At 70.3% G+C, this 24,893-nt stretch carries 20 protein-coding genes; 8 read left to right on the top strand and 12 right to left on the bottom strand.

Annotated elements, in window-relative coordinates; translation table 11 throughout:
* Positions 1–60: 60 nt before the first annotated feature.
* On the bottom strand, positions 61–1,533 hold the full coding sequence (locus MKP15_RS01655) for an MATE family efflux transporter (RefSeq protein ID WP_240211582.1): 1,473 nt from the start codon (positions 1,531–1,533) through the stop codon (positions 61–63).
* A gap of 104 nt (positions 1,534–1,637) precedes the next feature.
* Here MKP15_RS01655 and MKP15_RS01650 point away from each other — a divergent pair, with 104 nt between their 5' ends.
* Both MKP15_RS01650 and MKP15_RS01645 read left to right on the top strand, forming a co-directional pair.
* A complete protein-coding gene (locus MKP15_RS01650) occupies positions 1,638–1,898 on the top strand; it encodes a hypothetical protein (RefSeq protein ID WP_158681826.1) in 261 nt (86 codons plus the stop codon).
* Positions 1,891–2,298, top strand: a complete 408-nt coding sequence (locus MKP15_RS01645) for an RNA-binding S4 domain-containing protein (protein ID WP_104938384.1) — start codon at positions 1,891–1,893, stop codon at positions 2,296–2,298. The genes MKP15_RS01650 and MKP15_RS01645 overlap by 8 nt, the downstream gene beginning before the upstream one ends.
* A gap of 102 nt (positions 2,299–2,400) precedes the next feature.
* Here MKP15_RS01645 and MKP15_RS01640 read toward each other — a convergent pair whose 3' ends face one another.
* The 3 genes from MKP15_RS01640 to MKP15_RS01630 all read right to left on the bottom strand — a co-directional run bounded on the left by MKP15_RS01640 (position 2,401) and on the right by MKP15_RS01630 (position 5,772).
* Entirely contained in the window at positions 2,401–3,006 is a 606-nt protein-coding gene (locus MKP15_RS01640) for a DUF937 domain-containing protein (protein ID WP_161614149.1), read from the bottom strand.
* A 323-nt stretch (positions 3,007–3,329) separates the two neighbouring features.
* On the bottom strand, positions 3,330–4,844 hold the full coding sequence (locus tag MKP15_RS01635; RefSeq protein ID WP_240211711.1) for a catalase: 1,515 nt from the start codon (positions 4,842–4,844) through the stop codon (positions 3,330–3,332).
* A gap of 268 nt (positions 4,845–5,112) precedes the next feature.
* A complete protein-coding gene (locus tag MKP15_RS01630) occupies positions 5,113–5,772 on the bottom strand; it encodes a glutathione S-transferase family protein (RefSeq protein ID WP_240211581.1) in 660 nt (219 codons plus the stop codon).
* A gap of 145 nt (positions 5,773–5,917) precedes the next feature.
* Between MKP15_RS01630 and MKP15_RS01625 the strand changes: the two genes are divergently transcribed.
* The gene (locus MKP15_RS01625) at positions 5,918–6,622 is read left to right on the top strand and encodes a YafY family protein (RefSeq protein ID WP_240211580.1); all 705 of its coding nucleotides are present in this window, start codon (positions 5,918–5,920) and stop codon (positions 6,620–6,622) included.
* 59 nt (positions 6,623–6,681) lie between these two features.
* Entirely contained in the window at positions 6,682–7,305 is a 624-nt protein-coding gene (locus MKP15_RS01620; protein WP_240211579.1) for a glutathione S-transferase family protein, read from the top strand.
* Between the two features lie 976 nt (positions 7,306–8,281).
* On the opposite strand, the gene mutS is transcribed toward MKP15_RS01620, so the two are convergent.
* The 7 genes from mutS to MKP15_RS01585 all read right to left on the bottom strand — a co-directional run bounded on the left by mutS (position 8,282) and on the right by MKP15_RS01585 (position 20,150).
* The gene (gene mutS, locus MKP15_RS01615; RefSeq protein WP_240211710.1) at positions 8,282–10,852 is read right to left on the bottom strand and encodes a DNA mismatch repair protein MutS; all 2,571 of its coding nucleotides are present in this window, start codon (positions 10,850–10,852) and stop codon (positions 8,282–8,284) included.
* A 250-nt stretch (positions 10,853–11,102) separates the two neighbouring features.
* Complete coding sequence (locus tag MKP15_RS01610; RefSeq protein ID WP_240211578.1) at positions 11,103–12,008, bottom strand: cation diffusion facilitator family transporter; 906 nt, start codon at positions 12,006–12,008, stop codon at positions 11,103–11,105.
* A 46-nt stretch (positions 12,009–12,054) separates the two neighbouring features.
* Positions 12,055–14,343 carry an Orn/Lys/Arg decarboxylase N-terminal domain-containing protein gene (locus MKP15_RS01605; protein ID WP_240211577.1) on the bottom strand — a complete coding sequence of 763 codons (2,289 nt, stop codon included), beginning with the start codon at positions 14,341–14,343 and terminating at the stop codon, positions 12,055–12,057.
* Positions 14,344–14,375: 32 nt separating this feature from the next.
* Complete coding sequence (gene adiC / locus MKP15_RS01600; RefSeq protein ID WP_240211576.1) at positions 14,376–15,725, bottom strand: arginine/agmatine antiporter; 1,350 nt, start codon at positions 15,723–15,725, stop codon at positions 14,376–14,378.
* A 72-nt stretch (positions 15,726–15,797) separates the two neighbouring features.
* Positions 15,798–17,201, bottom strand: a complete 1,404-nt coding sequence (locus tag MKP15_RS01595; protein WP_240211709.1) for a DcaP family trimeric outer membrane transporter — start codon at positions 17,199–17,201, stop codon at positions 15,798–15,800.
* Positions 17,202–17,529: 328 nt separating this feature from the next.
* On the bottom strand, positions 17,530–18,651 hold the full coding sequence (locus MKP15_RS01590; protein WP_240211575.1) for a metallophosphoesterase: 1,122 nt from the start codon (positions 18,649–18,651) through the stop codon (positions 17,530–17,532).
* 65 nt (positions 18,652–18,716) lie between these two features.
* The gene (locus MKP15_RS01585) at positions 18,717–20,150 is read right to left on the bottom strand and encodes a GGDEF domain-containing protein (RefSeq protein WP_240211574.1); all 1,434 of its coding nucleotides are present in this window, start codon (positions 20,148–20,150) and stop codon (positions 18,717–18,719) included.
* A 199-nt stretch (positions 20,151–20,349) separates the two neighbouring features.
* Between MKP15_RS01585 and MKP15_RS01580 the strand changes: the two genes are divergently transcribed.
* From MKP15_RS01580 to MKP15_RS01565, 4 genes are all read left to right on the top strand, one after another.
* Positions 20,350–21,153 (top strand): TlpA disulfide reductase family protein, encoded by an 804-nt coding sequence (locus MKP15_RS01580; RefSeq protein WP_240211573.1) that lies wholly within the window; start codon positions 20,350–20,352, stop codon positions 21,151–21,153.
* Between the two features lie 28 nt (positions 21,154–21,181).
* On the top strand, positions 21,182–21,994 hold the full coding sequence (dsbG, locus tag MKP15_RS01575) for a thiol:disulfide interchange protein DsbG (RefSeq protein ID WP_240211572.1): 813 nt from the start codon (positions 21,182–21,184) through the stop codon (positions 21,992–21,994).
* Between the two features lie 102 nt (positions 21,995–22,096).
* The gene (locus MKP15_RS01570) at positions 22,097–23,047 is read left to right on the top strand and encodes a cation diffusion facilitator family transporter (protein ID WP_104938397.1); all 951 of its coding nucleotides are present in this window, start codon (positions 22,097–22,099) and stop codon (positions 23,045–23,047) included.
* Between the two features lie 70 nt (positions 23,048–23,117).
* The gene (locus MKP15_RS01565) at positions 23,118–23,369 is read left to right on the top strand and encodes a hypothetical protein (protein ID WP_240211571.1); all 252 of its coding nucleotides are present in this window, start codon (positions 23,118–23,120) and stop codon (positions 23,367–23,369) included.
* Positions 23,370–24,165: 796 nt separating this feature from the next.
* Here MKP15_RS01565 and MKP15_RS01560 read toward each other — a convergent pair.
* Positions 24,166–24,891, bottom strand: coding sequence for a sulfite exporter TauE/SafE family protein (locus MKP15_RS01560; RefSeq protein ID WP_240211570.1), 726 nt, complete (start codon positions 24,889–24,891; stop codon positions 24,166–24,168).
* Positions 24,892–24,893 lie beyond the last annotated feature (2 nt).

Below are 24,893 nucleotides of genomic sequence, written 5' to 3'. Positions count from 1 at the left end.
CGAAGGGCCTGCGTGCAGGCCCTTCGCGCACTGAAGTGGGGTCCTGCCGCCTGCCGGTTCTCAGCGGGTGGCGGTTTCCGCATCGGCGTCGGCCACCGGCGAGGGCGGGCACGCCGGCACTTCGGCCGGCGTCGCCAGTTGCCCGGCATGCGCCGGCGGCGCCAGCATCCTGGCCCTGCGCCAGCCGCCCCAGCGGTAGTAGGCCAGCGACAGCAGCATCGAGACCAGCGAACTGACCGGGAAGCTCCACCAGATCGCATCGGCGCCCCAGTACGGCTGCAGCAGTTCGGCAAACGGCACGCGCACGCCCCACAGCGCGGCGGCCAGGATCAGCAGCGGGGCCATCACCGCACCGGTGGAGCGGACCACGCCGGAAATCACGAAGCTCACGCCGAAGAACAGGAACGACCACACCGCGATGTGGTTCAGGTGCCGCGCGACCGCCAGCGCCTGGCTGCCGTCGGGCAGGAACAGGGCCAGCGAGTGCCGGTCCAGCAGGACCAGCGGCAGGATCAGCACCCCGGTGAGCACGAAGTTGTACAGCACGCCCTTGCGCGCGGTGCCGCGGACCCGGCTCCAATGGCCGGCACCCACGTTCTGCGCGGCCATGGACGAGCATGCCGCGCCGATCGCCATCGCCGGCATCTGCACGTAGGTCCACAACTGCAGCGACGCGCCATAGGCCGCGGCGGTATCGGTGCCGTAATCGTTGACCATGGTCATCAGCATGATCATCGACAGCGAGATCAGCACCATCTGTAGGCCCATCGGCACGCCTTTGACCACCAGTGCGCGCAGGATCGCCAGGTCGATGCGCAGCAGCCCCAGGTCCTTGCGCCCCAGCCACAGCACATGGCCGCGCTGGCGCATGTAGGCCAGCAGGCCGAGCAGCGACAGCGACTGCGCCAGCAGCGTGGCCCACGCCGCACCGGCGATGCCCAGCCGCGGGAACGGGCCCACGCCGAAGATCAGCAGCGGGTTGAGCGCGATGTCCAGCGCCACCGACAGCAGCAGGAAGCGGAACGGCGTGCGCGAGTCGCCGGCACCGCGCAGCGCCGCGCTGAGGAAGGCGAAGGCGTACAGCGTCGGCGTGGCCAGGAAGATGATCCGCAGGTAGGCCTCGGCCAGCGGCAGCGACGCGGCCGGGGTACCCATCGCCCGCAGCAGCGGATGCGCCATGAACCAGCCGGCGATGGCGATCAGCACCGAAATGCCGATGAAGAAGGTGGCGCTGGTGCCCATCACCCGCCGTGCCTGGACCACGTCGCGCGCGCCCATCGCCTGGCCGATCAGGATGGTGGCGGCCATGCCGATGCCGAACACCGAGCCGATCAGGAAGAACATGATGTTGTTGGCGTTGGCCGTGGCGGTCAGCGCCGCTTCGCCGAGGAACCGGCCGACCCAGATCGCGTTGACCGAGCCGTTGAGCGACTGGGCGATGTTGCCGGCCAGGATCGGCAGGGCGAACAGCAGCAGGTTGCGCCCGATGGGGCCTTCGGTCAGCGAGCGGGCGGCAGGGGCGGGGGCGGTCATGGGCGGCGGTCGGCGACTGAATGCGGACACTAGCATTGCCGGTGTGACGGTGGCCGCAGGTCTCGCTACGATGGCGTCCGGGTATGTCCAGTGGAGGAACGGGAGTGCGCAGACAGCTGTGCGGCGCAATGGCGGTGCTGGCCCTGTCGGGCTGCGCCAACAGCGAGCGCCTGATGGACGCCGGCGTGCGTCCGTCCGACCATGCCGACTGCCTGGTCGGCGCCGGGCCCGCCGAGCCGGTGCCCAGGGGGGCCGCGCCATCGATGCGCAGCCGGCGCTGCAACCCCGACGAGGGCCTGAACTGGACCATCGGTTCGTCGCGCAGCGAGACGATGGACGTGGACTTCAAGAAAAAGCATGACTGAAACGCAACAGGTACCGGCGACCATCCGCCTGGACGTGTGGCTGTGGGCCGCGCGTTTCTTCAAGACCCGCAGCCTGGCCAAGCACGCGGTGGAGACCGGCAAGGTCGAGGTGGACGGGCAGCGCCCGAAATCCTCGCGCGCGGTCCGCGTCGGCGACGCCCTGCGCGTGCAGCGCGGCGATGAGGTTTTCGAGATCGGCGTGCGCGGTCTCAGCGACACGCGCGGGCCGGCACCGGTGGCGCAGGCGCTGTACCAGGAGACCGAGGCCTCGCGCAGGGCGCGCGAGGAACAGCGGCTGCAGCGCGCCGCCGCCCGCGACGGCTACCTGCCCCCGGAACACAAGCCGGACAAACGCGCGCGGCGGCTGATCCGCGCGCTGGGCGACATCGACGCGCTGTAGGCGAGGCCGCGCCCTGGCGGCGCGTGGCAACGGCCGCCTGCGGCACGGGCGGGGCCGCTCCCCGCCGCCAGCGGGTGCCGTTCAGACCGCGCGGGCGCCGGCTCAGCGCTTGCCGCTGCCGAGCAGGCCGCTGCCAAGCCGGATCAGATCGGATACGCCGAGCTGGCCATCGCCGTCCTGGTCGAGCAGGCTGCCAAGCAGGCCGCCGGCGACACCGCCCTGCTGCACCACCTGTTGTCTTTCCTCGCCAAGCAGGCGGCCCAGGCCACCGGCGTCGACCTGGTCGGCCGCGGACAGGCGCTGGGCCAGGTAGGCCATCACCACCGGTGCCAGGATCCGGAGCAGTTGCCCGGCGCGCTCGCCGCCCAGGCCGGTGGCCTGCGCCAGCCCGGCCTCGGCGCGGCCCTGGTTGCCGCCGAAGATGTGGCCGAGGATGCCCGCGCCGTTGGTGGCCGGGCTGCTGCCGCCGCCCAGCACCGCGCCGAGCACGCCGCCGATGTCCAGGCCGCTGTGGTTGTCCTGCAGCGCGCCGAACAGCGCCTCGGCGCCCTGCGGCCGCGCGGCGTTGTTGCCCAGGGCGCCCAGCAGCAGTGGCAGTGCCGCGCTGACCGCGCCGGCGGCCTGCCGGCTGTCCAGTCCCAACTGCTGGGAGACCTGTTGCAGCGGCGCGCCCTGCAATTGGGAAAGAAGCTCGTCGGTAAGGCTCATCGGGCGGATCCTTGCGGTGGGTATGCCCGGCCATGGTAGCGCCGGCAGACGCCATGCGCGGCCGCCGGCACACGGGGCACGCGGCAATGGGGCACGCTGGATGCGGCCGGTACGCCGGTGCGGTGCGCGCCCGGCGGCCATGCGGCGGGGGCGCGGACCGCCAGCGCAGCGCCACCCCGGCGCCGGTCTCGGCCGGCGCGGCGCCGGCATGTCCGCCCTGGCGGGGAGCGGGCGGTGGGGCGGCAATCGCCCGCTCCGCGTGGGGGCGCAGGCGCCGCTTGCAGGTGTCCGCGGCCCCGCCGCGCAGGGCGGGGCCAAGGGCGTCACAGCGTGATGTCTTCCGCGCCCGGCGTTGCCCTGGGGAACGTCGCTTCCGGCTGTGCCGGCGCGAACGGGTTGGCCGGCCCCGCCTCCGCCAGCTTCTTCAGTGCCGCCGCGACGCCGGCGCCATAGGCCGGGTCGGCCTTGCCGCAGTTGTCCACGTGGCGCTGCTTGATGAAGTCCGGGGCGTCGCCCAGGGCGCGCGCGGTGTTGTCGAACAGGCGCTGCTTCTGCGCGTCGTCGTAGCTGCGGAACAGCGCGCCGGGCTGGCTGAAGTAGTCGCTGTCGTCCTCGCGGAAGTTCCAGAAGTCGGCATCGCCGCGGATGCGCAGCGGCGGCTCGCGGTACTGCGGCTGCTCCTGCCACTGGCCGTAGCTGTTGGGCTCGTAGTGCGGCAACCCGCCGTAGTTGCCGTCCACCCGCATGGCACCGTCGCGGTGGTTGCTGTGCACCGGGCAGCGCGCCGCGTTCACCGGGATCTGGTGGTGGTTGACGCCCAGCCGGTAGCGCTGCGCGTCGGAGTAGGCGAACAGCCGCGCCTGCAGCATCTTGTCCGGCGAAGGACCGATGCCCGGTACCAGGTTGCTCGGCGCGAACGCCGACTGCTCCACGTCCTGGTACCAGTTCGCCGGGTTGCGGTTGAGCTCGAACTCGCCCACCTCGATCAGCGGGTAGTCGCTCTTGGGCCACACCTTGGTCAGGTCGAACGGGTGGATGCGGTAGGTCTCAGCCTCCAGCTCCGGCATGACCTGCACGAACAGCTTCCACCGGGGGAAGTCGCCGCGCTCGATCGCCTGGAACAGGTCGCGGCCGTGGCTTTCGCGGTCGTGCCCGACCAGCACCTGCGCCTGCGCGTCGGTCAGCGCTTCGATGCCCTGCTGGCTGTGGAAGTGGAACTTCACCCAGAAGCGCTCGCCGTCGGCGTTGGTGAAGCTGTAGGTATGCGAGCCGAAGCCATGCATGTGGCGGAACGTGCGCGGGATGCCGCGGTCGCTCATCACCACGGTGACCTGCAGCAGCGCCTCCGGCAGCAGGGTCCAGAAATCCCAGTTGTTGCGCGCGCTGCGCAGGTTGGTGTGCGGGTCGCGCTTGACCGCCTTGTTGAGGTCGGCGAACTTGCGCGGGTCGCGCAGGAAGAACACCGGGGTGTTGTTGCCCACCAGGTCCCAGTTGCCTTCCTCGGTGTAGAACTTCAGCGCGAAGCCGCGGATGTCGCGCTCGGCATCGGCCGCGCCGCGTTCGCCGGCCACGGTGGTGAAGCGGGCGAACATCTCCGTCTTCTTGCCGACCTCGGAGAAGAGCCTGGCGCGGGTATAGCGGGTGATGTCGTGGGTGACGGTGAAGGTGCCGAACGCGCCGGAACCCTTGGCGTGCATGCGCCGCTCGGGGATCACTTCGCGGTTGAGGTTGGCCAGCTTCTCCAGCAGCCACACGTCTTCCATCAGCAGCGGTCCGCGCGGCCCGGCGGTGCGGCTGTTCTGGTTGTCCACCACCGGCGCGCCGAACGCCGTGGTCATTGGCGTGGTCGGCGCGTCACCGTGCTTCTGGGCCGGGGTGGTACTGGTGTCGCGCTGCGACTGCGCGGCCTGCGCCGGCGTGGGCGCGGCATGGTACGGGCAGGTGGGTTTGCTGTCGTTGCTGCTCATGGCGGGCTCCTGGCTGGCATCGGGAAACATCGTGCGACGACGATAGCGACGGGACGGTGAAATGAAAAATCGAATGATCCGCTCGGAACCATAGGGTCCGCCTATGGCGTTGCAGCCCGGTTGCGCCCGCCGCCTGCGCTCAGTCGCGGTCCGGCGCGCCCAGCGGGAACAACGCGCGATAGGGACGCGCCGCGGCGACCGCGCGGGCGAACGAAGGGCGGGCGAGCAGCCGCGCCCGGTAGTCGCGCAGCACCGGGTAGCGGGCGTCGATGCGGTGGGTCCAGTCGGCATAGAACAGCGCCGGCGCGGCGGCGCAGTCGGCCAGGGTGAAGTCCGCCCCGGCCGCCCACCGCCTGCCGGCCAGCGCGTCCTCGAGCCAGCCGTAGGCCAGCTCCAGCCGTTCCACCGCGTTGGCCAGGGCATCGCCGGCCTTGCCGGCGTCGCCGCTGAGCGCGCCGCCGACCGCGTGCTGCACCGGGCTCATCACGTGCAGGTCGAAGAAGCGGTCGAGGAAGCGCACCTCCAGCGCGGCGCCGGCATCGTCCGGCAGCAGCGGCACCGGTCCGCGGTGCCGCTGCTGCAGGTATTCGATGATGATGCTGCTCTCCACCACGCTGCGTCCGTCGTCCAGCAGCAGCGGGAACCTGCGCAGCGGCCAGCGCTGCAGCCATTCGGCCACGTTGAGCGGCGCATCCGGGCCGAGCATGCGGAACTCGAACGCGGTGGCGTTCTCGTACAGGGCGATGAGCACCTTCTGGGTGTACGAGGAGAACGGGTGGCCATACAGCAGCAGCGACATGGAAGCCCTCCGCGGCGGATGCCGACGCCGGCAATGTGGGCGCAATGCCGGCGCCGCGCAAGGTGGCCCGGCCGGTGCCGGATGTCGGCGGTGGCCGGCATCTGCCAGACTGCGCCTGCCCCCGGACCGCCCTGGATTGTCCCGCATGAGCGAACGCGCCACCCGCCTGCTGCACCTGCTGGACGAACTGCGGCGGCGGCGCAAGCCGGTGCGCGGCGCGCACCTGGCCGAGCACCTGGGGGTGAGCCTGCGCACGCTGTACCGTGACATCGACGCGTTGCGCGGGCAGGGCGCGGATATCGGCGGCGACCCCGGCGTCGGCTACCAGCTGCGGGGCGGATTCCTGCTGCCGCCGATGATGTTCTCGGCCGAGGAACTGGAGGCGATCGTGCTCGGCGTGCGCTGGGTGGCCTCGCATGCCGATCCGGACCTGGCCGTTGCCGCCGGCGCCGCGCTGGACCGGGTGACCGGGGTGCTGCCGGAGAACCTGCGCCTGCAGGTCGAGACCAGCGGCCTGTACGCGCCGCAGTGGCACCCGACCGAGCCCGAACCCTGGTTGCCGGCGCTGCGTCGCGCGATCCGCGCCGGGCATGCGGTGCGCATCCATTACCGCGATGCCGAAGACCGCGCCAGCGAGCGGGTGATCTGGCCGTTCGCGATGGCCTTCCTGGCCGAGGTCCGGCTGTTGGCGGCCTGGTGCGAGATGCGCGGCGACTTCCGCCATTTCCGCGCCGACCGCGTGCTGGCCCTGCACGACACCGGCCAGTGCTACCCGGAGCAGCGGCACCGCCTGCTCAAGCGCTGGGGCGAGCAGCGGCGCCAGCGCCAGGCACTGGCGGCTGACTGCTGACAGCGGCTGTCAGCAGGCTCCGCGCACACTGCCGGCTCCTTCCCGTACCGGAGCCCGCCATGACCACGCTGACCTTCTACACCCATCCGTTCTCCCGCGGCCGCATCGCGCGCTGGATGCTGGAAGAGGCCGGCCTGCCCTACGAGGAGGTCATCCTCGATTACGGCACCACGATGAAGGCGCCGGCGTACCTGGCGATCAACCCGATGGGTAAGGTGCCCGCGCTGCGCCACGACGACACCGTGGTGACCGAGAACGCGGCCATCTGCCTGCACCTGGCCGACCTGGTGCCGGAAAAGGCGCTGCTGCCGCCGCCCGGCACCGCGGCGCGCGGTGCGTGCTATCGCTGGGTGCTTTTCGCCGCCGGTCCGCTGGAGTCGTTCATCACCGCGCGCCGGCACGGCGCGCTGGCGCCGGCGAGGGAGGCCGGTTATGGCAACGAGGCCGACCTGATGCACACCGTGGAAGGCGCGCTGGCGGGCAGGCGTTATCTGGTGGGTGACCGGTTCAGCGTCGCCGATCTGTACATGGCGGCGTTGCTTGGCTACTACATGCGTATCGGCGAGCTGGAATCGCGGCCGGTGTTCGAGGCGTATGCGGCGGCGCATCTGCAGCGGCCGGCGGCGCAGCGGGCCAATGCGCGGGACGATGCGCTGGTGGCGGAACGGGCGGAGAGTGCCTGAGTGCGGCACGCTGCCCACCGTTGCTGTTGCCGTTGCCATGCTTGTGAAGTTGCTCCGCTTTTGACTTCCGGATCCCTTTCCGCAGTGACGGAGCCAACGGACAAGACCCCGCAGGGGCGACGTGCAGGGACGCACGTCGTTTTTCGACACGACAGGGGCGAACCGGAAATAGGCGAAGCACTGCTTCGCCCCGGTGAGCGGGCTGGCGCCGTGAGGCGACTGCCCCGGCCCCAGCTGCATCGCAGCTGGGTCGTGTCGAAAAATCCCACCGGCGGAGTGGACCCGGCGCGCGCAGCGCGTCGGGCGCGTAGACAGGGGCGTGTTGACCAGCCATCCGGCTGTTGAAAAGCGCCTCTTTGGGCCACGTTTCTTTGCACGAGCAAAGATGCGTTTTTCAACAGCCGGATGGCTGGTCAAGGTGGCTCGCGCACCGAAGGGGAGCGAAAGCCTTTGATCCTGTTTCTGCCCTTGCTCTCGCTTCTCTTGGAGGCGTGTGTCAAAGCGATAGGCAAAGGACCAAGCCAGAGGCCAAGCCAGTGCCAGAGGAAAGGATAGAGCCCAAGGCTAAGCGCAAGGCAGAGGCCAAGCATGAAGCGGAAGCTTGAAAGCAGAGCTTTCGCCCCTGCTTCGCAGGAGCGAGTTACTTCTCTTTGCTCGTGCAAAGAGAAGTAACCAAGAGAAAGCACGCCCCTGCCTACGCGCCCAGCCCACTGCGCGGGCTGGGTCCACTCCGCCGGTGGGATTTTTCGACGAGACGTCCCTGTCTCGTCGAAAAACGACGCGCGTCCCTGCGCGTCGCCCTTCGGGTTTTTCCCGCCGGCTCCGTCGCTGCGGAAGGGGGCCCGGAAATCAAAAGCTGGAGAGCAACAGCACAATCACGGGCAACCGCAACCGCAACCGCAACCGCAACCGCAACCGCAACCGCAACTGCAACTGCAACTGCAACTGCAGGGGCGTGCAGCCGGCGGGCGTGCGCTCACAGCAGCGACTTCATGCGGTACAGCGCCTCCAGCGCCTGTTTCGGCGTCAGCTCGTCCGGGTCGATCGCCTGCAGCGCCTCCAGTGCCGCCGAGGACACCGGCGCGAACAACCCGAACTGCTGCGGTGCGTCCAGCGCCTGTGGCGCCATCTGCGCGGCGTGGGTCTCGCCGCCACGCTGTTCCAGCTCGGCCAGGCGGCGCCGCGCCTGCGCCACGGTGGCGCGCGGCAACCCGGCCAGCGCGGCCACCTGCAGGCCGAAGCTGCGGTTGGCCGGGCCGTCCTTGACCGCGTGCATGAACACCAGTGTCTCGCCGCCGCTTTTATCGTGATGTTCCACCGCGTCCAGGTGCACGTTGGCGATACCACTGGGGCCGCCCTCGTGGGTTTCATCGGCCAGCGCGGTCAGTTCGAAGTAGTGGGTGGCGAACAGGGTGTAGCAGCGGTTGACGTGGGCCAGGTGGCGCGCGACCGCGTCGGCCAGGGCCAGGCCGTCGTAGGTGGAGGTGCCGCGGCCGATCTCGTCCATCAGCACCAGCGAATGCGCGGTGGCGTGGTGCAGGATGTAACTGGTCTCGGCCATTTCCACCATGAAGGTCGACTGGCCCTTGGCCAGGTCGTCGCCGGCGCCGATGCGGGTGAGGATGCGGTCGATCGGGCCGATCACCGCGCGGCTGGCCGGCACGAAGCTGCCGATGTGGGCCAGCAGCACGATCAGTGCGTTCTGCCGCATGTAGGTCGATTTGCCGCCCATGTTCGGGCCGGTGATGACCAGCATGCGCCGCTGTGGGTGCAGGTCCAGGTCGTTGGGCTCGAACGGCGCCTCGCGCACCGCTTCCACCACCGGATGGCGGCCGCGCTCGATCTTCAGGCACGGCGCGGTGTCCAGTTCCGGTCGCGCCCAGTCCAGCGCCTGCGCGCGCTCGGCGAAGCAGGCCAGCACGTCCAGTTCGCTGAGCGCGGCGGCGCAGCGCCGGAGCGGTTCCAGGCGCTCGCCGATGCTGTCCAGCAGGCCTTCGTACAACAATTTCTCGCGCGACAGCGAGCGCTCCCGCGCCGACAGCACCTTGTCCTCGAAGTTCTTGAGCTCCTCGGTGATGTAGCGCTCGGCGTTGGCCAGGGTCTGCCGCCGGGTGTAGTGCACCGGCGCCTTGTCGGCCTGGCCCTTACTGATCTCGATGTAGTAGCCGTGCACCCGGTTGTAGCCGACCTTTAGGGTCGGGATGCCGCTGCTCTCGCGCTCGCGCAGTTCCAGGTCGATCAGGAACTGGTCGGCGTGGGTGGACAGCCGACGCAGCTCGTCCAGTTCGGCATCGAAGCCCTCGGCGATCACCCCGCCGTCGGACAGCTTGAGCGGCGGTTGCGTGGCGATGGCGCCGGCCAGCAGCTGCGCGCTGTCGTCATGCGAGCCGAGCTCGGCGCGCAGTTGCTGCAGGCGCGGCGAATCCAGCGCCTGCAACTGCGTGGCGATCGCCGGCAGCATGCCCAGGCCGTCGCGCAGGGTGGAGAAATCGCGCGGGCGCGCCGAGCGCAGCGCCATGCGGGTGAGAATGCGCTCGATGTCGCCAAGCGCGCGGAACGACTCGCGCAGGTCGGCATCGACGCCGCGGTCGATCAACGTCGCCACCGCGTGGTGACGCTGCTGCAGCACCTCGCGCAGGCGCAGCGGGCGGTGCAGCCAGCGTCGCAGCAGGCGCCCGCCCATCGGCGTCACCGTGCTGTCGAGCACGCCCAGCAGGGTGTTGCGGGTGTCGCCGTCCACGCGCGTGTCCAGCTCCAGGTGGCGGCGGGTGGCGGCATTCATCGCGATCGCCTCGCCGGCGGTTTCCACCGCGATCGAGGTCAGGTGCGGCAGCCGCTGCTTCTGGGTTTCCTCGACATAGCCGAGCAGCGCGCCGGCGGCGGCGGTGGCGCGCGGCTTGTCGTCGATGCCGAAGCCGGAAAGGTCGTGCAGCTTGAAGAAGGCAAGCAGCTGCCGGCGGCCGCTGTCGGCGTCGAACAGCCACGGCGCGCGGCGCCGCACGCCACTGCGCTGGCGCAGGAATCCCGGCCAGTTCTCCTCGTCCGGCACCAGCAGCTCGGCCGGCTCCAGCCGTGCCAGCTCCGCTTCCAGCGCGTCCTCGGTCTCGACCTCGTTGACCAGGAAGCGGCCGCCGGCCAGGTCGGCCCAGGCCAGGCCGTAGCCCTGCTTGCTGCGCGACAGCGCCATCAGCAGGGTGTCGCGGCGTTCGTCCAGCAGGGCTTCGTCGGTGACCGTGCCGGGGGTGACGATGCGCACCACCTTGCGTTCGACCAGGCCCTTGGCCAGCGCCGGGTCGCCGATCTGCTCGCAGATCGCCACCGACTCGCCCAGCGCCACCAGCCGTGCCAGGTAGCCCTCGTAGGCATGCACCGGCACCCCGGCCATCGGGATCGGCGCGCCGCCGGAGCTGCCGCGCTGGGTCAGGGTGATGTCCAGCAGCCGCGCGGCCTTGCGCGCGTCGTCATAGAACAGCTCGTAGAAATCGCCCATCCGGAAGAACAGCAGCAGGTCCGGGTAATCGGCCTTGGCTGCGAAGAACTGCTTCATCAACGGGGTGTGTTCGGGCTTTTTCTCGGTCACGCGCATTCCACTTCGATAGCCGGACAGGGGCTGCGGCCATTGTAGTGGCTGGGCATGGGCAGCACGAATCGCGGTGCGCCGGTACCGGCGCCGATGTCGCGGCCAGCGCGCGCGGCACGCATCCGCGGCTTGACCGCGCCGGTCACGCCCGGCGCCGCCCGGAAGCCCTGCGCGCATCTGCCGGGCAGGCGCCCGCCGCCGGCCGCGAGGGAGACGCTCAGGTCCAGGCCGGGTCGGAGGTGAAGTCGATGGTCAGCCAGAACCGGCCCGAGCGCGCATCCAGGCGTTCGGCGATGCCATCGCGCAGGCGGTCGACATCGCCGATGCTGCCCAGCCGTGCATCGGGCCGGGTGAGCACATGGATCTCGATGAACTGCATCCTGCCGATCTTGGCGACGTGGCTGGTGAAGCCCTCGAAGCCGTGTTCGGCGACGAACGCCCGCATGACCTCGCGTACCTGCCGGTCCAGGTCGTCCGGGGCCACCTGCAGTACCTCGCGCGCGGCCTTCCACGCCGCGCGCAGCGGCACCGGCAGCGCCACCAGGCTGATGCCGGCCAGCACCAGCGGGTCGATGTAGGGGATCCAGTGCGCATGCGCGCCGCCGCGCAGGGCCAGGGCGATCAGGAACGACAGGACCACCGCCAGGCTCATCAGCCCGGTCAGCAGCCAGGCGCGGGCGTCGAGCGCCAGCAGCCCGGACTGCAGCCGGCGCGCATGGCGGCCGATCCACAGCGCCATGACCAGGTCGACCGCGGCCAGCAGCGCGGCCCAGGCCAGGCCGGGGCCGAGCCGGGGCTCATGGCCGCCATCGCTGAAGCCGATGACGGCGTTGGCCAGCGCGTAGATGCAGGCGAGGCTGAGGATCGCCCCGCCCAGCGCTTCGACCATCGGCTCCAGGTGCCAGAACCCGTACTGGAAGCGCGGGCTCTGCTCGCTGGCCATCAGCCGCAGCACCGCCAGCGCGACCAGGGTGAGGGCGACGTCGACCAGGCTGTAGACGCCGTCGAACAGGATCGCCTGCGAGCGCGCCAGCAGCCCGCCGAAAAAACCGATCGCGGCGACCAGCACGGTGGCCGCGATCGAGCGCTGCAGTACGCGTTGTTCCTGTCGGGTACCGGTCATCGGGCTGTCGGCTGGCGGTTGCGGCGCACCCGGCCGCATGCCGGGCTCACAGTTTCAGTACCTCCACCTTATAGCCGGGCTGCGCGCCGCTGTCATCGATGATCAGGCCGTGCACGTCGGACTCGAAGCCCGGGAAGCGCGCGTTCTGCTCGCGGGCGATGCGCAGCGACTGGATGATCGGCTCGTCCTGCGCACCGAAGCGCTCGCCGGGCATGATGGTCGGGATGCCCGGCGGATACGGCACCAGCATGGTGCCGGCGACGCGGCCGCTGATGTGGTCGATGTCGACCCGCTCGATCTCGCCGCGCACCAGGTGGTCGTACGCCTGCGCCGGGGTCATGACCGGCTCGGGCAGGTCCACGTACATCTCGCGCATGACCTCGGCCACGCGGAACTCGCGGTTGAAGTCGTGCAGCGCCTCGCACAGGTCGCGCAGGCCCCAGTCGGCGTAGGCGGCCGGATGTTCCCGCGCCAGGCCCGGCAGCGCCTGGGCCAGCGGCGCATTGGCGTCGTACAGGTCCTTGAACGCCAGCAGCTCGGTGACCAGCGTGCTCCACTTGCCCTTGGTGACGCCCATCGAGAACAGGAACAGCACCGAGTACAGGTTGGTCTTCTCCACGGTGATGCCGCGGGTCCACAGGAACTTGCTCAGCACCGCGGCGGGGATGCCGCGCCGGCCCATCTCGCCGTCCATGGACAGCCCCGGGGTGAGCAGGGTGACCTTGACCGGGTCGATCAGCACGTAGTCGTCGGCCAGGTTGTCGAAGCCATGCCAGTGCGCGTCGGGGCGCAAGTACCAGTCCGGGCGCGAGGTGGCCATCGGCCGGGCGGCGTCCTCGCGCGCAAGCGCACGTTCCACGCCATCGGGTTGCCACACCTTGAACCACCAGTCGTCGCGACCGAGGTCGCGGCTGACATGCAGCATCGCACGGCGGAACGCCACCGCCTCGTCGTGCATCTCCTGCACCAGCGAGCGGCCGGCTTCGCCTTCCATCATCTTCGAGGCGACATCGCAGGAGGCGATGATCCCGTAGTGCGGGCTGGTGGAGGTGTGCATCATGAACGATTCGTTGAACCGCTCCGCATCCAGCGCGCGGGTGGCGGCATTGCGCACGTGGATCATCGATGCCTGCGAGAACGCGGCCAGCAGCTTGTGCGTGGACTGGGTGGTGAAGATGATCGCGTCCTGCTCGCGCGGCTTGCCCTTGGCCATGCCGTAGTGGTTCTCGTAGAACGGGTGGAACGCGGCGTAGCCATACCAGGCTTCGTCGAAGTGCAGGTAGTCGACCGCGGTGCCGAGGTTGTCGGCGATCTTCTCGGCGTTGTAGCAGAGCCCGTCATAGGTGGAGTTGGTGACCACCGCGATGCGCGGCCGGGCGCCGGGGCGGGCGGCCTTGCTGGCCAGCGGGTTGGCCTGGATCATCCGCTGCATCGCTTCGCCGGAGAACTGCTCCAGGCTGATCGGCCCGATGATGCCGTGGGCGTTGCGACTGGGGGTGAAGTACACCGGAATGCCGCCGGTCATGATCAGCGAGTGCAGCAGCGACTTGTGGCAGTTGCGGTCCACGAACACGATGTCGCCGCGGGCCACGGTGCCGTGCCAGACGATCTTGTTGGCGGTGGAGGTGCCGTTGGTGACGAAGAAGGTGTGGTCGGCGCCGAAGTTGCGCGCGGCCTCGGCCTCGGCCGCGCGGATCGGGCCGGTGTGGTCCAGCAGCGAGCCCAGCTCCGGCACCGAGATCGACAGGTCGCTGCGCAGCGTGTTTTCGCCGTAGAACTGGTGCAGCGCACGGCCCACCGGCGATTTGGTGAAGGCCACGCCGCCGGCGTGGCCCGGGGTATGCCAGGAGTAGTTGGACTCGGCGGCATGGTGGATCAGCGCCTTGAAGAACGGCGGCAGCAGCCGGGCCATATAGTCCTCGGCCGCGCGCATCACCTGGCGGGCGATGAAGCTCTTGGTGTCCTCGAACAGGAAGATGTAGCCGTGCACGAATTTGAGCAGCTTGCTCGGCACTTTCTCGATGGTGCGGCGGTCGCCGTACAGGAACACCGGCAGGTCGGCGCGGCGCTTGCTCTGTTCGCGCAGGAACGCCAGCAGCTGCTGGAACTGCTCGTCGTTTTCCTCGGTGCCGTCGATGGAAATCAGCACCGCCGAGGCGGCCACGTAGGTGCGGGCGCCGGCGCGCGCGTCGTCCAGGGTCAGCCCGCACAGCACGCGCTGGTCGTTGTGGCGCAGCTCGTCGGCCAGGGCGCGGATCAGGATGCCGTTGATGCGCGGCGAGTCATAGTCCGCGTCGATGATGACGATGGGATAGTCCAGGGATTTGAAGTACATGGCGGTTTCCTTGTGCAGCCGGGCGGGGGGATTCAGTTCGACCCGGCACGCGGGGCGCCGGCGGGAGTGAGCCGGGCAAGCCGCTGCCTGCGACGCTCTTCGCTGAAGAACGGATAGAAGACGGTGATGAACAGCACGAACAGGAAGGCGTACTGCACGATCGCGCCGGACGAGCCGAAGATCGCCCACAGGCAATAGACCACGGTGATGCTGGTCAGTACCCAGAACGCGCCGGTGTGCACCAGCGTGTGCGAGCGCTCCACCACGAAGTAGCAGGCCACGCAGGAGTAGATGTAGGGCAGCAGGGTCAGCACCACGGCGGCGGAGGTGATGACGTCGAACTGTGCCGATGCGGTCTTCGAGGTGGAGGTGATCAACACTGCCACGGTCATCAGCACCGCGACGATCAGCACCCCCTTGACCGGCACGTCATCCTGGTTGGTGCGGCTGAACACGCCGGGGAACAGGCCGTCGTCCGAGGCCGCCTTGGCGCTCTGCGCGGTCAGCAGGATCCACCCGCCCAGCGAGCCGGCCGCGCCCAGGAACGCGCACAGGCTCACCAGCGCGCCGCCCCAGCCGCCGACCGCATTGGCCGCCGCCAAAGCGAACGGCGCGTCGGAGACCTGCAGCTGCGCGTTCGGCACCATGCCCATGATCACCGAGGAACTGGCGATGTAGGCGATGGCGGACAGGAACACGCCGGCCAGGGTGGCGCGGGCGACGTTCTTCTCCGGGTTCTCGACCACGCCGGCGGTCACCGAGGCCGATTCCACGCCGATGAACGCCCACAGGGTCAGTGCCGCGGCGCTGGACACCGCGCCGAAGTTGGACTGGCCCGAGACGTTGTAGGCGCCCCTGAAGATGGCCGGGTCGAAGAAGAACCAGCCGAACACCGCGATGCCCAGGATCGGCACCAGCGCGAAGCTGGTGGTAACCGTCTGCACGCGGCTGACGAAGGCCGGGCCGACGACGTTTGCCAGGCTCAGCGCCCACACCAGCAGCAGCACCGCGATGCAGCGCGGCAGCGGCTCGGACAGGATCGGGAAGAAATAGCTGAAGTAGCCCACCGCCGCGATCGGGATGGCCACGTTGCCGATCCAGTTGGCGAACCAGTAGATGGTGTTGGTCTGGAAGCCCATGTACGGGCCGAACCAGTCGCGCGCATAGGCGTAGGGGCCGCCGGCCTTGGGCGCGAGCTTGCCGAGCTTGGCGAACACGAACGCCAGCAGCAGCGCGCCGGCGGTGGTGATCAGCCAGCCCCAGATCGAGGCGGTGCCGATCTTGGCCAGGCTGGAGGGCAGCAGGAACACGCCCGAGCCCATCATGTTGCCGGCAACCAGGAAGGTTGCTCCAACCACGCCGATCTTCTTCTGGCCTGCCATGGGGTTCTCCTTTCAACGGGTATGCCGGTGTGACTCCAGTGGAAACGGCGCTGGCGCCCGCGCGGGCGCGGGCTATTTGATGAAGCTGTACTGCAGGCTGCCCTGCACGCGCAGGGTGTCGGCGCTGCGGCCGTCCTGCAGCCGCTGCTGGCCGTAGAGCACTTCCATGCCCATCGTCCACGACGGCGCCGGGCTCCAGATCAGGTTCAATGCGGCGTACTGGCTGCGGCGGAAGGCGTCGCCGGCCAGCGCCCCGGCATCGCCCAGGTACAGGCGGCCGTAGACCAGGTTCGAGCGCCACATGTCCGACCAGTAGTGGGTGTAGCCGAAGAAGCCGCCGTGCAGCGGCAACGCCCTGAGCCGGCCGTCGGCATCAATCGCCGCGTCCAGCCCCGAGCCGGTGAGGTCGGCGGTATAGCGGGCGATGCCCTTGCCGCCGACCAGCCCGAACAGCAGCAGGTCGCGTTCGGCCACGGTGTAGGAGCCGCTGAGCTGCAATCCGCCGCCGAAGGTCCGGTCGGCGCGTCCATCACCGTCGTAGCCCAGGCTGCGGGCGACCGCTCCCAACTGCAGGTGGCCCCACTCGCGCTCCATGCGCGCCACCAGGCTGATGTCGGGCAGGCGTTCGGTGCTGATGTCGGCATCGCCGGCAGCGGCCAGCTGCGAATCGGGGTCCTCGGCGGCCAGGGTCAGCGTGTTGCCCTTGCCCAGTGCGAAACTGTGGTGGATGCCGGCCACCAGCAGGTAGCCGGCGGCGCCGGGGCCGGCGAAATCCAGCGTGTCGGGCAGCGAATCGGCATCCATGAACGTGGCGTAGCCGTAACCGGCGTAGGTGTTGCCCAGCTGCCCGTAGGCATGCCGCAGACGGAACTGGTAGCCGTCGCTGCTGCCGAAGAAGTCGTTCTCAAGGTAGAAGCGCAGCGCGCCATGGGTGGTCGGCCGGCGCGCCTCGAAGCTGAAACGGGTCTGCTTGGCGTGCATGCCGAAATGCGCGACATCCCGGTGCGGGCCGCCGACCGGGATGGACGAGGGAATGAACTGCTCGTTGTCGCCGGCGGCATGGTTGTCGGCGATGGCGTCGAGCTTGGCATAGCCACCGAGGCGGATCCGGGTCTGGGTGCCGGGGATGGCGAAGAAGCCCTTGAGTTCCGGGTCGGTGGGCGAGGCCGCGCTGTCCGGGCGCGATGCCGCGGTGGACGGGTCGGCGACCGAATCGCGGGGCGGGAGGATGGACGCCGCGGCCACCGCGGTCCGTGCGCTGGCGGGCGCTGCCGGTGGGGGTGCCGGGGGTGGCGTGGCCTGCGCGCCGGTTGCCGCGGGAGTGTCGGGCGGCGCGTGGCCCTGCTGGCGTTCCAGCGCGTCCAGGCGCGCGGTCAGGGCCTGCAGGTGCGCCTGGGCCTGGCTGATTTCCTGCCGCAGTGCGCTGACCGAGTCCTGCGCGAGCGCGGTTCCCGGGGCCAGCAACAACGGCAGCATCGCAAGTGCGCGTGGTTTCATCGCCTGTCCCAAGCTCTGCAAACACCACGTCGCGCCGGGCGCTTGCCCGGGCGCGGCTTCTGTCGGTCGTCGCGGGCGCTCCGGCGATTCCCGATGTCCGGCGACGCCCGCCTGGTCAGGCTGGCGCGGGTTTCATGACGGGGGTGTGAAACCTGGGTGGAGGCAGTCGTTTCTGGAACGCCAGTCACGCGGCGACCGCGCGTTCATGGGCGGCGCGGGCGGGACCGGCGGGGCAGGATGGCGCGTACAGCGCGCGCCGGCCGGCCGCATGGTGCGGCGAGGGCGGCGCGAGGCACCGTACGGCGGCTCAGCCGTCCGCGTCGGGCGTCCCCTCGGCCAGTGGTGCCCGGGTGCCGTCGAGCAGGCCGCGGCTGAGCTTCCCGTTTTCGATGAACAGCAGTTCGCCGTTGTCGCCGTTCTTGATGCTGCTGTCGATGGCGATGACGCGGCCGCCGTGGAAGGTGCTCACGTGCGCCATCGAGGTATGGCCGACGACGATGCGCTCCAGCCCCAGCCGCTCGAGCAGGGCCTGCACGCCGGCGGTATCCAAGCGGCCGTCGAAGTAGCCGCGGTACCAGATCGGGCTGGTCTTGCCGTCGTACAGCGGCGCGGTGGCCGGATCGGCCTTGACCTCCGCCTTGGGGCGCCCGAGCGATGCCTGGTAGGCGGCATTGGTGGCGGCCGGGTCCAGGGCCAGCTGCAGCGCCTCGGGGGAGATGCCGCCGTGCAGGAACAGCGTGTCGCCGACCCGCAGCAGCACCGGGCGGGTGCGCAGCCACTGCCCGATCACCGAATCGGCGCCGTACAGCTGCGGGTAGCTGCGACCGAGCAGCCGCGCGCTGCGCAGGTACTTGGGGTTGACGTAGCGCAGGTCGTCGTACAGCACCATGGTCTCGTGGTTGCCGAGCACGAAATGCACCGCACCGCCGGCCGCGGTGGCCTGCTGCTGCAGGCCGTACAGCAGCCAGAACACGTCGGTGACCTGCGGCCCGCGGTCGAACACGTCGCCGGCGATCACCAGCGTGTCGCGGCCCAGGGTCCAGCGGTCCTGTTCGTCGATGACGCCGTGGGCGCGCAGCAGTTTCACCAGCAGGCCGTACTGGCCGTGGATGTCGGACACGGCGACGATGCGCGCGGCCTGCGGCAGTACCGCCGTGGCCACCGGCAGCGGTGGCGCCACCGCGACCGGGTGCGGATAGCCGCAGCGCGCCGCAACCGTCGCCTGCGCGTCGTCCCATACCTGCTCCTGCACCGCGTCGTCGCAGATCCAGCGGGCGCGCAGATGGCCGTTTTCCCGGAACACGTAGGGACCGTCGGCATCGACATGCGCGGGCTCGGCCAGCGGCGGGGCGGCCAGCGCGGCGGTGCTGGCGAGCAGCACCCAGCAGGCCAGGAGCATGCGGCGGAACGACGGGCGGCAAGTCGGCATCGGGCTTTCCTGTGGCGGTGGCAGCCCGATCATGCCACGTGCCCGGTGCGCTGGCCCGCGTCCGCTCAGCCGCGCTGCAGGGCGATCCGTCCCGGCGCTTCCGGCAGCGAGCCGTCGGCCAGCACCACGCGGTTGCGGCCGCGCTTCTTGGCCTGGTACATCGCCGCGTCGGCACGGGCCATGACCCGCTCGTAGTCCGGATGGCCGTCATGCACGGCCACGCCGATGCTGGTGGTGATCGCCAGCGCATCGCCATTGGCCAGCGCCACCGGCGACTCGGCCACGCGCCGGCACAGGCTGTTGGCGATCACCAGCGCCTGCGGCTCGTCCACCGCCACCAGCACCACCACGAATTCCTCGCCGCCGTAGCGGAACACGTAGTCGCTGCCGCGGGTGAACTGGCCGAGGATGGTGGCTACGTGCTGCAGCGCGCGGTCGCCCACTTCGTGGCCGTGTTCGTCGTTGATCGCCTTGAAGTGGTCCAGGTCCAGCAGCAGCACCGCGAAGCTGCTCTGCGATTTGGCCGCCAGTTCGATTTCGCGGCGCAGCACGGTGGGCAGGAAGCGCCGGTTGAGCAGGTTGGTCAGCGTGTCGCAGCCGGCGTCGAGTTCGCCGATGCGTTCGAACAGCATGCCCAGCAGGCTGCGGACCTGGCTGACGCGGCTGCGGATGTCCTGCAGCTGGATGGCGCGCACGCGCGGATCGTTCTCGCCGCGCAGGGTCTGCTGCAGGGCGTTGTCGATTTCGCCGATGAGTTCGCAGATCTGCCGGGTTTCGGCGCTTTCGCCAAAGCTGGGCACGCCCTTGTGGGTGAACCACAGCCCGAACTCCGAGCCGGCCAGCGACGGGAAGCCGGCGGTGTCGCACTGGCTCGCCAGGGCGTAGAGCAGGGTGTTTTCCCAGTCCAGCAGCAGCGCGCGCTGGCGCTCGCGCTCGGTGCCGACGTTCTGCACCAGCGAGAACAGGCGGTAGGCGGCATCGGTACGCGAGGAGCGTTCGCGCGCGTTGGAATAAGCTAGGGTCATGCCTTCCAGCGCGATGTCGAACGAGGCGGTGAGGCTGGCCACGGCCGCATGCGCGACCTGGCCATGGCCGGCCAGTGCGGCGATGGACTGGAACAGGCGCTGCTTGAGCACGCGGGTGCCGCGCGTCACCAGGTCCACCGGGATGCCGACGCGGGCATGCACGTCGCCGATCACCCGCTGCGCGGCGATCAGCCCCTCGACGTCGTCCGGCGTGGCGCGCAGCAGGCCGTTCACCCAGCGTTGCATCGCCGGCTGCAGGCGCGTGCGCACCTGCTCGTGCGACAGCAGGCGCGAGGCGCGCGGGTCGCCCATCATCACCTGGTAGAAATGCACCGCCATCGCCGCCGCGTCGGTTTCCGCCAGCGCCGCCAGCACCTGCGTGGCTTCGGGGCCGGCCTCGACCAGGTTCCTGCGCCAGTCCGCGGCAAGGCTGTTGTCGTCGTGGTCGGCGCGGGCAGGAGCGGTGTTGGGCATGGCGATGGCGGGGGGACGTGTCGGGGGCGAAGAGACATTATCGGCCGTAGCGGCTACTGTTTGAGGGCTTATCCGCAACGGTCCATGCCAACGTGTCGTCCAGCGCTTTTGCCCCCGTTTTTCCGCCGGCGCGTCCGCAGCCGCTGCACATGATCCGGCTCGTCCCCGTTCAGCTTTGCCCGCCGCTCGGAGGCGCGCCATGTCCGTGATCAGCGCCGGGCCGTTTCCGCTGATGGCAGTGCTGGGTCTGATCGCGGCCCTGATCGCCTGGTTGTTCGCGCGCGGCGTTGCCAGCGCCGCCGATGGCGGACGCCGCCGCGCCGGCGCGGTGGTGCTCGACGCGTTCCTGCTCGGGGTGCTGGGCGCGCGCGTGGTGCATGTGCTGTGGCATGCCACGGACTACCTGCCGCAGCCGCTGTCGATCATCCGCCTGGGCGATGGTGGGTACTCGGTGGGGGCTGGCGTGGTCGTGGCCGCGGTGTACGCGCTGTGGCGGACCCGGCGCCAGGCGCCACGCAGGCCGGTGCTGCTCGGGTTGGCCGCGGGCGCCGTGTTCTGGCTGGTCGGCGGCATGGCGCTGTTCGCGGTGCAGCGCTCCACCATCGTCCTGCCCGACATCGTGCTCACCGACATGCAGGGCGCCGCGGTGCCGCTGTCCACGCATGCCGGCAGACCGCTGGTGATCAACCTGTGGGCGAGCTGGTGCGGCCCGTGCCGGCGCGAGATGCCGACCCTGGCGCGCGCGCAGGCGGAGCATCCGCAGGTGGCCTTCGTGTTCGCCAACCAGGGCGAGGACGCCGGCGAGGTGGCCGATTACCTGCGCGCCGAAATGCTGGCGCCGGGGAACATCCTGCTGGATCCGGAGTCGGAGCTGATGCGCCTGACCGGCGCGCGCGCGCTGCCGACCACGCTGTTCTTCGACGCCGATGGCCGGCTGCGCCGCGCGCACATGGGCGAACTGTCGCGGGCCACGCTGGAGGCGCGCCTGCGCGAGCTGCAATGACTTCCCGATTCCTTCCGTGAGATATGTGATGACCCGTTCCCGTCCGCTCCTGTTCCTGCTCTCGGCCACATTGCTGGCGCCGGTTGCCTGTGCCCGCGACGGCGGTGCCACGCCACCGGCATCCCCGCCGGCAGGCACTACCGCCACCGCCGAGCCGGAGGTGGTCAAGACCCTGCGCGGGCAGGGCGTGGAGTTCATGGGCACGTTCGACACGCCGGTGGGATTGACCGGCTACGCCGGCGTCGCCGGGCAGCGGCCGCTGGCGGTGTACGTGTCCAGCGACGGGCAGCATGCGATCGTCGGCACCCTGGTCAATGCCAAGGGCGAAGACGTCGGTGCCGCCAGGCTCAAGGCGCTGGTGTCCGGGCCGATGGGCGCCAAGCTGTGGCAGCGGGTCGAGGCCAGCCACTGGGTGGCCGACGGCAAGGCCGACGCGCCGCGCATCGTGTACGCCTTCAGCGACCCCAACTGCCCGTACTGCAACCGCTTCTGGGAGGCGGCGCGGCCGTGGGTGGAATCGGGCAAGGTGCAGATCCGGCAGATCCTGGTGGGCGTGATCCGCGAGGACAGCGCCAACAAGGCCGCGGCGATCCTCGGCGCGGCGTCGCCGGAGCAGGCGCTGCAGCAGAACGAACGCGACTTTTCCCGCGGCGGGATCAAGGGCGTGGCCAAGGTGCCGGCCGCGATCGAGGCCAAGCTGCGCGACAACGAACTGGCGATGCTGGAGCTCGGGTTCCAGGGCACGCCGGGCATCGTGTTCAAGGACGCCGACGGCAGCGTGCAGACGCGCTCGGGCCTGCCGCAGGGCGATGACCTGCAGGCGGTGCTGGGGCCGCGCTGATCGCGGCGCCCGCGGGCACCGCGCCATGGCGGCCGGCGGCGATGTAATAGTCTCCGCCGCGCCGGGCTGACTAAGCTGGCGGGGTCCTGCACGGAGCCCGCCATGAGCCACGACCACAACCACGTCCCCAGCGAGATACGCCACGAAAAGCCCCTGTGGTGGGCGCTGGCGCTGACCTCGTCCTACCTGGTGGTGGAGGTGGTCGGTGCGTTCATGACCAACAGCCTGGCGCTGTTGTCCGATGCCGCGCACATGGCCACCGACGCGCTGGCGCTGGTGATCGCGCTGACCGCGGTGCGGCTCAGCCGGCGCCCGGCCGACGCGCGCCGCACCTATGGCTACGCGCGGCTGGAAGCGCTGGGCGCGCTGGCCAACGGCGGCCTGCTGTTCGCGGTCGGCCTGTACATCCTGTGGGAGGCCGTGGGCCGCTTCCGCGCGCCGCAGCCCATCGCCTCCACCGGCATGCTGTGGGTGGCCGGCTTCGGCCTGCTGGTCAACCTGATCGCCATGCGCCTGCTCAGCGCCGGCAGCGGCGAGAGCCTGAACGTCAAGGGCGCCTACCTGGAAGTGTGGAGCGACATGCTCGGCTCGGTGGCGGTGATCATCGCCGCGCTGATCATCCGCTTCACCGGCTGGACCCTGGTCGACCCGATCCTCGCCGTGCTGATCGGCCTGTGGGTGCTGCCGCGCACCTGGGTGCTGCTGCGCGACGCGCTGAACGTGCTGCTCGAAGGCGTGCCCAAGGGCATCGCGCTGGCCGAGGTGGAGCAGGCGCTGCGCGGCCATGCCGGCGTCACCGACATCCACGACCTGCATGTCTGGGCGCTGGGCTCGAGCACGCCGGCGTTGACCGCGCACGTGGTGACGGCGGCCACCGGCCAGGACGCGGACACGCTGCGGCGCACCCTGGCCGCCATGCTGCACGAGCGCTTCGGCATCGACCACGTGACCCTGCAGGTGGAGGCCGACCATTGTGGCGATGCCTGCGCCGTGCACGCGCGGCAGGGCGCGCACGCCGATGGCGACCACGACGGCCACGATCACGGGCATTGAGCGGCGTTGCCGGCGGCTGGCGGGAAGCGGCGTATCCTCGCGGCAGGACACCGGGCAGCGGAGGCCGTGCATGAAAACCGCGCAGGAAATCGTCGATTCGCGCCTCGTGCTGCGTTCGCTCTGTGCCGCGCTGGCGCTGATGGGCATGGCGGCGATGGCGTATCGGGTGCATCAGGTCGCCATCGGCCGCATCCCGTTTGATTATTGGCTGCCGGTGTCCCTGCTCGGCGCACTGTATGCCGTATGCCTGTTCGGCCATGTCGCGCTGAAGGGCCGGCTGCCCTCGTTCATGGCCAGGGCCGGCGGTCCGGCAGGGGATTGATCAGCGCGGTCACCACCGCCGGCCTTGCCACGGCAGGTGCGCGGCTTGCCTCCCACGCTGTTGCCACAACGGAAAGGCCCATGCGGGGCAAGCCCCGCACCTGCGCAGGTGGGCGCCTGCCTGCGCCGTGCGCGGATCGTACGAGGTCCCGACCACCGATCATCGAGAGGATCCAACCACCGCCGGCATTGACGCGGTAGGTGCGAGGCTTGCCTCGCACGCTGTTGCCCCAACGGAAAGGCCCATGCGGGGCAAGCCCCGCACCTACGCAGGTGGGCGCCTGCCTGCGCCGTGCGCGGATCGTACGAGGTCCCGACCACCGATCATCGAGAGGATCCAACCACCGCCGGCATTGACGCGGCAGGTGCGAGGCTTGCCTCGCACGCTGTTGCCACAACGGAAAGGCCCATGCGGGGCAAGCCCCGCACCTACGCAGGTGGGCGCCTGCCTGCGCCGTGCGCGGATCGTACGAGGTCCCGACCACCGATCATCGACAGGATCCAACCACCGCCAGCATTGACGCGGCAGGTGCGAGGCTTGCCTCGCACGCTGTTGCCACAACGGAAAAAGCCCCATGCGGGGCAAGCCCGGCACCTGCGCAGGTGGGCGCCCGCCTGCGCCGTGCGCGGATCGTACGAGGTCCCGACCACCGATCATCGACAGGATCCAACCACCGCCGGCATTGACGCGGTAGGTGCGAGGCTTGCCTCGCACGCTGTTGCCCCAACGGAAAAAGCCCCATGCGGGGCAAGCCCGCATCTCCGCGCAGGTGCCGGTGTCTCCACCCGGCAAGTCGTCAATGCCGGGGAATGCAGCCCAGCGCGCTGAGTACGCCATGCAGGGCCGGTACCTGCATCAGCCATGGGGCGGCGATGGTCAGCAGGCCGGCGGCGAGGATGAAACCGGCCAGCGCCATGCGCAGGCCCGGGCGTTGCAGCCCACGGCCGATGCGCGTGCCGGACCAGGTTAGCGGCACCATCACCGGCAGGGTGGCCAGGCCGAATACCGCCATCACCAGCGCGCCGCCCAGTGCGTTGGCCTGCAGCCAGGCCACGCTCAGCAGGCTCAGGCTCAGGCCGCACGGCATCCAGCCCCACAGCGCACCCAGCGCCAGGCGGCGCCAGGCGCGGTCCGCCGGCAGCAGGTGCCGGTGCAGCGGCCGCAGCCATTGCCACAGCTGCTGGCCGGGACGGGCCAGCAGGTCCAGGCGGCCGCCGCGGCCGAGCAGGCGCAGCGCCAGCAGCACCAGGGCGAGGCCGGCGGCGACGCGCACGCCCAGCGCCAGGGTGTCGCTGCGTGCCAGCCGCAGGATGCCGCCGCCCAGTCCGCCGGCCAGCGCGCCGGCCACGGTGTAGCCGCTGACGCGGCCGAGATTGGCCTGCCAGGCCACGCCCAGGGCACGGCCCGGGGCCATCGCCGGGAAGCCGGTGGCGATGCCGCCACACATCACCGCGCAGTGCAGCCCGCCGAGCAACCCGGCGACGAACGCGGCGGTCAGGACCGGGATGTCCAGTGGCAACACGG

The sequence above is a fragment of the Stenotrophomonas sp. Y6 genome, from assembly GCF_022436665.1.
Classification (GTDB): domain Bacteria; phylum Pseudomonadota; class Gammaproteobacteria; order Xanthomonadales; family Xanthomonadaceae; genus Stenotrophomonas; species Stenotrophomonas acidaminiphila_A.
This window is presented reverse-complemented; position numbering and strand designations above follow the sequence as displayed.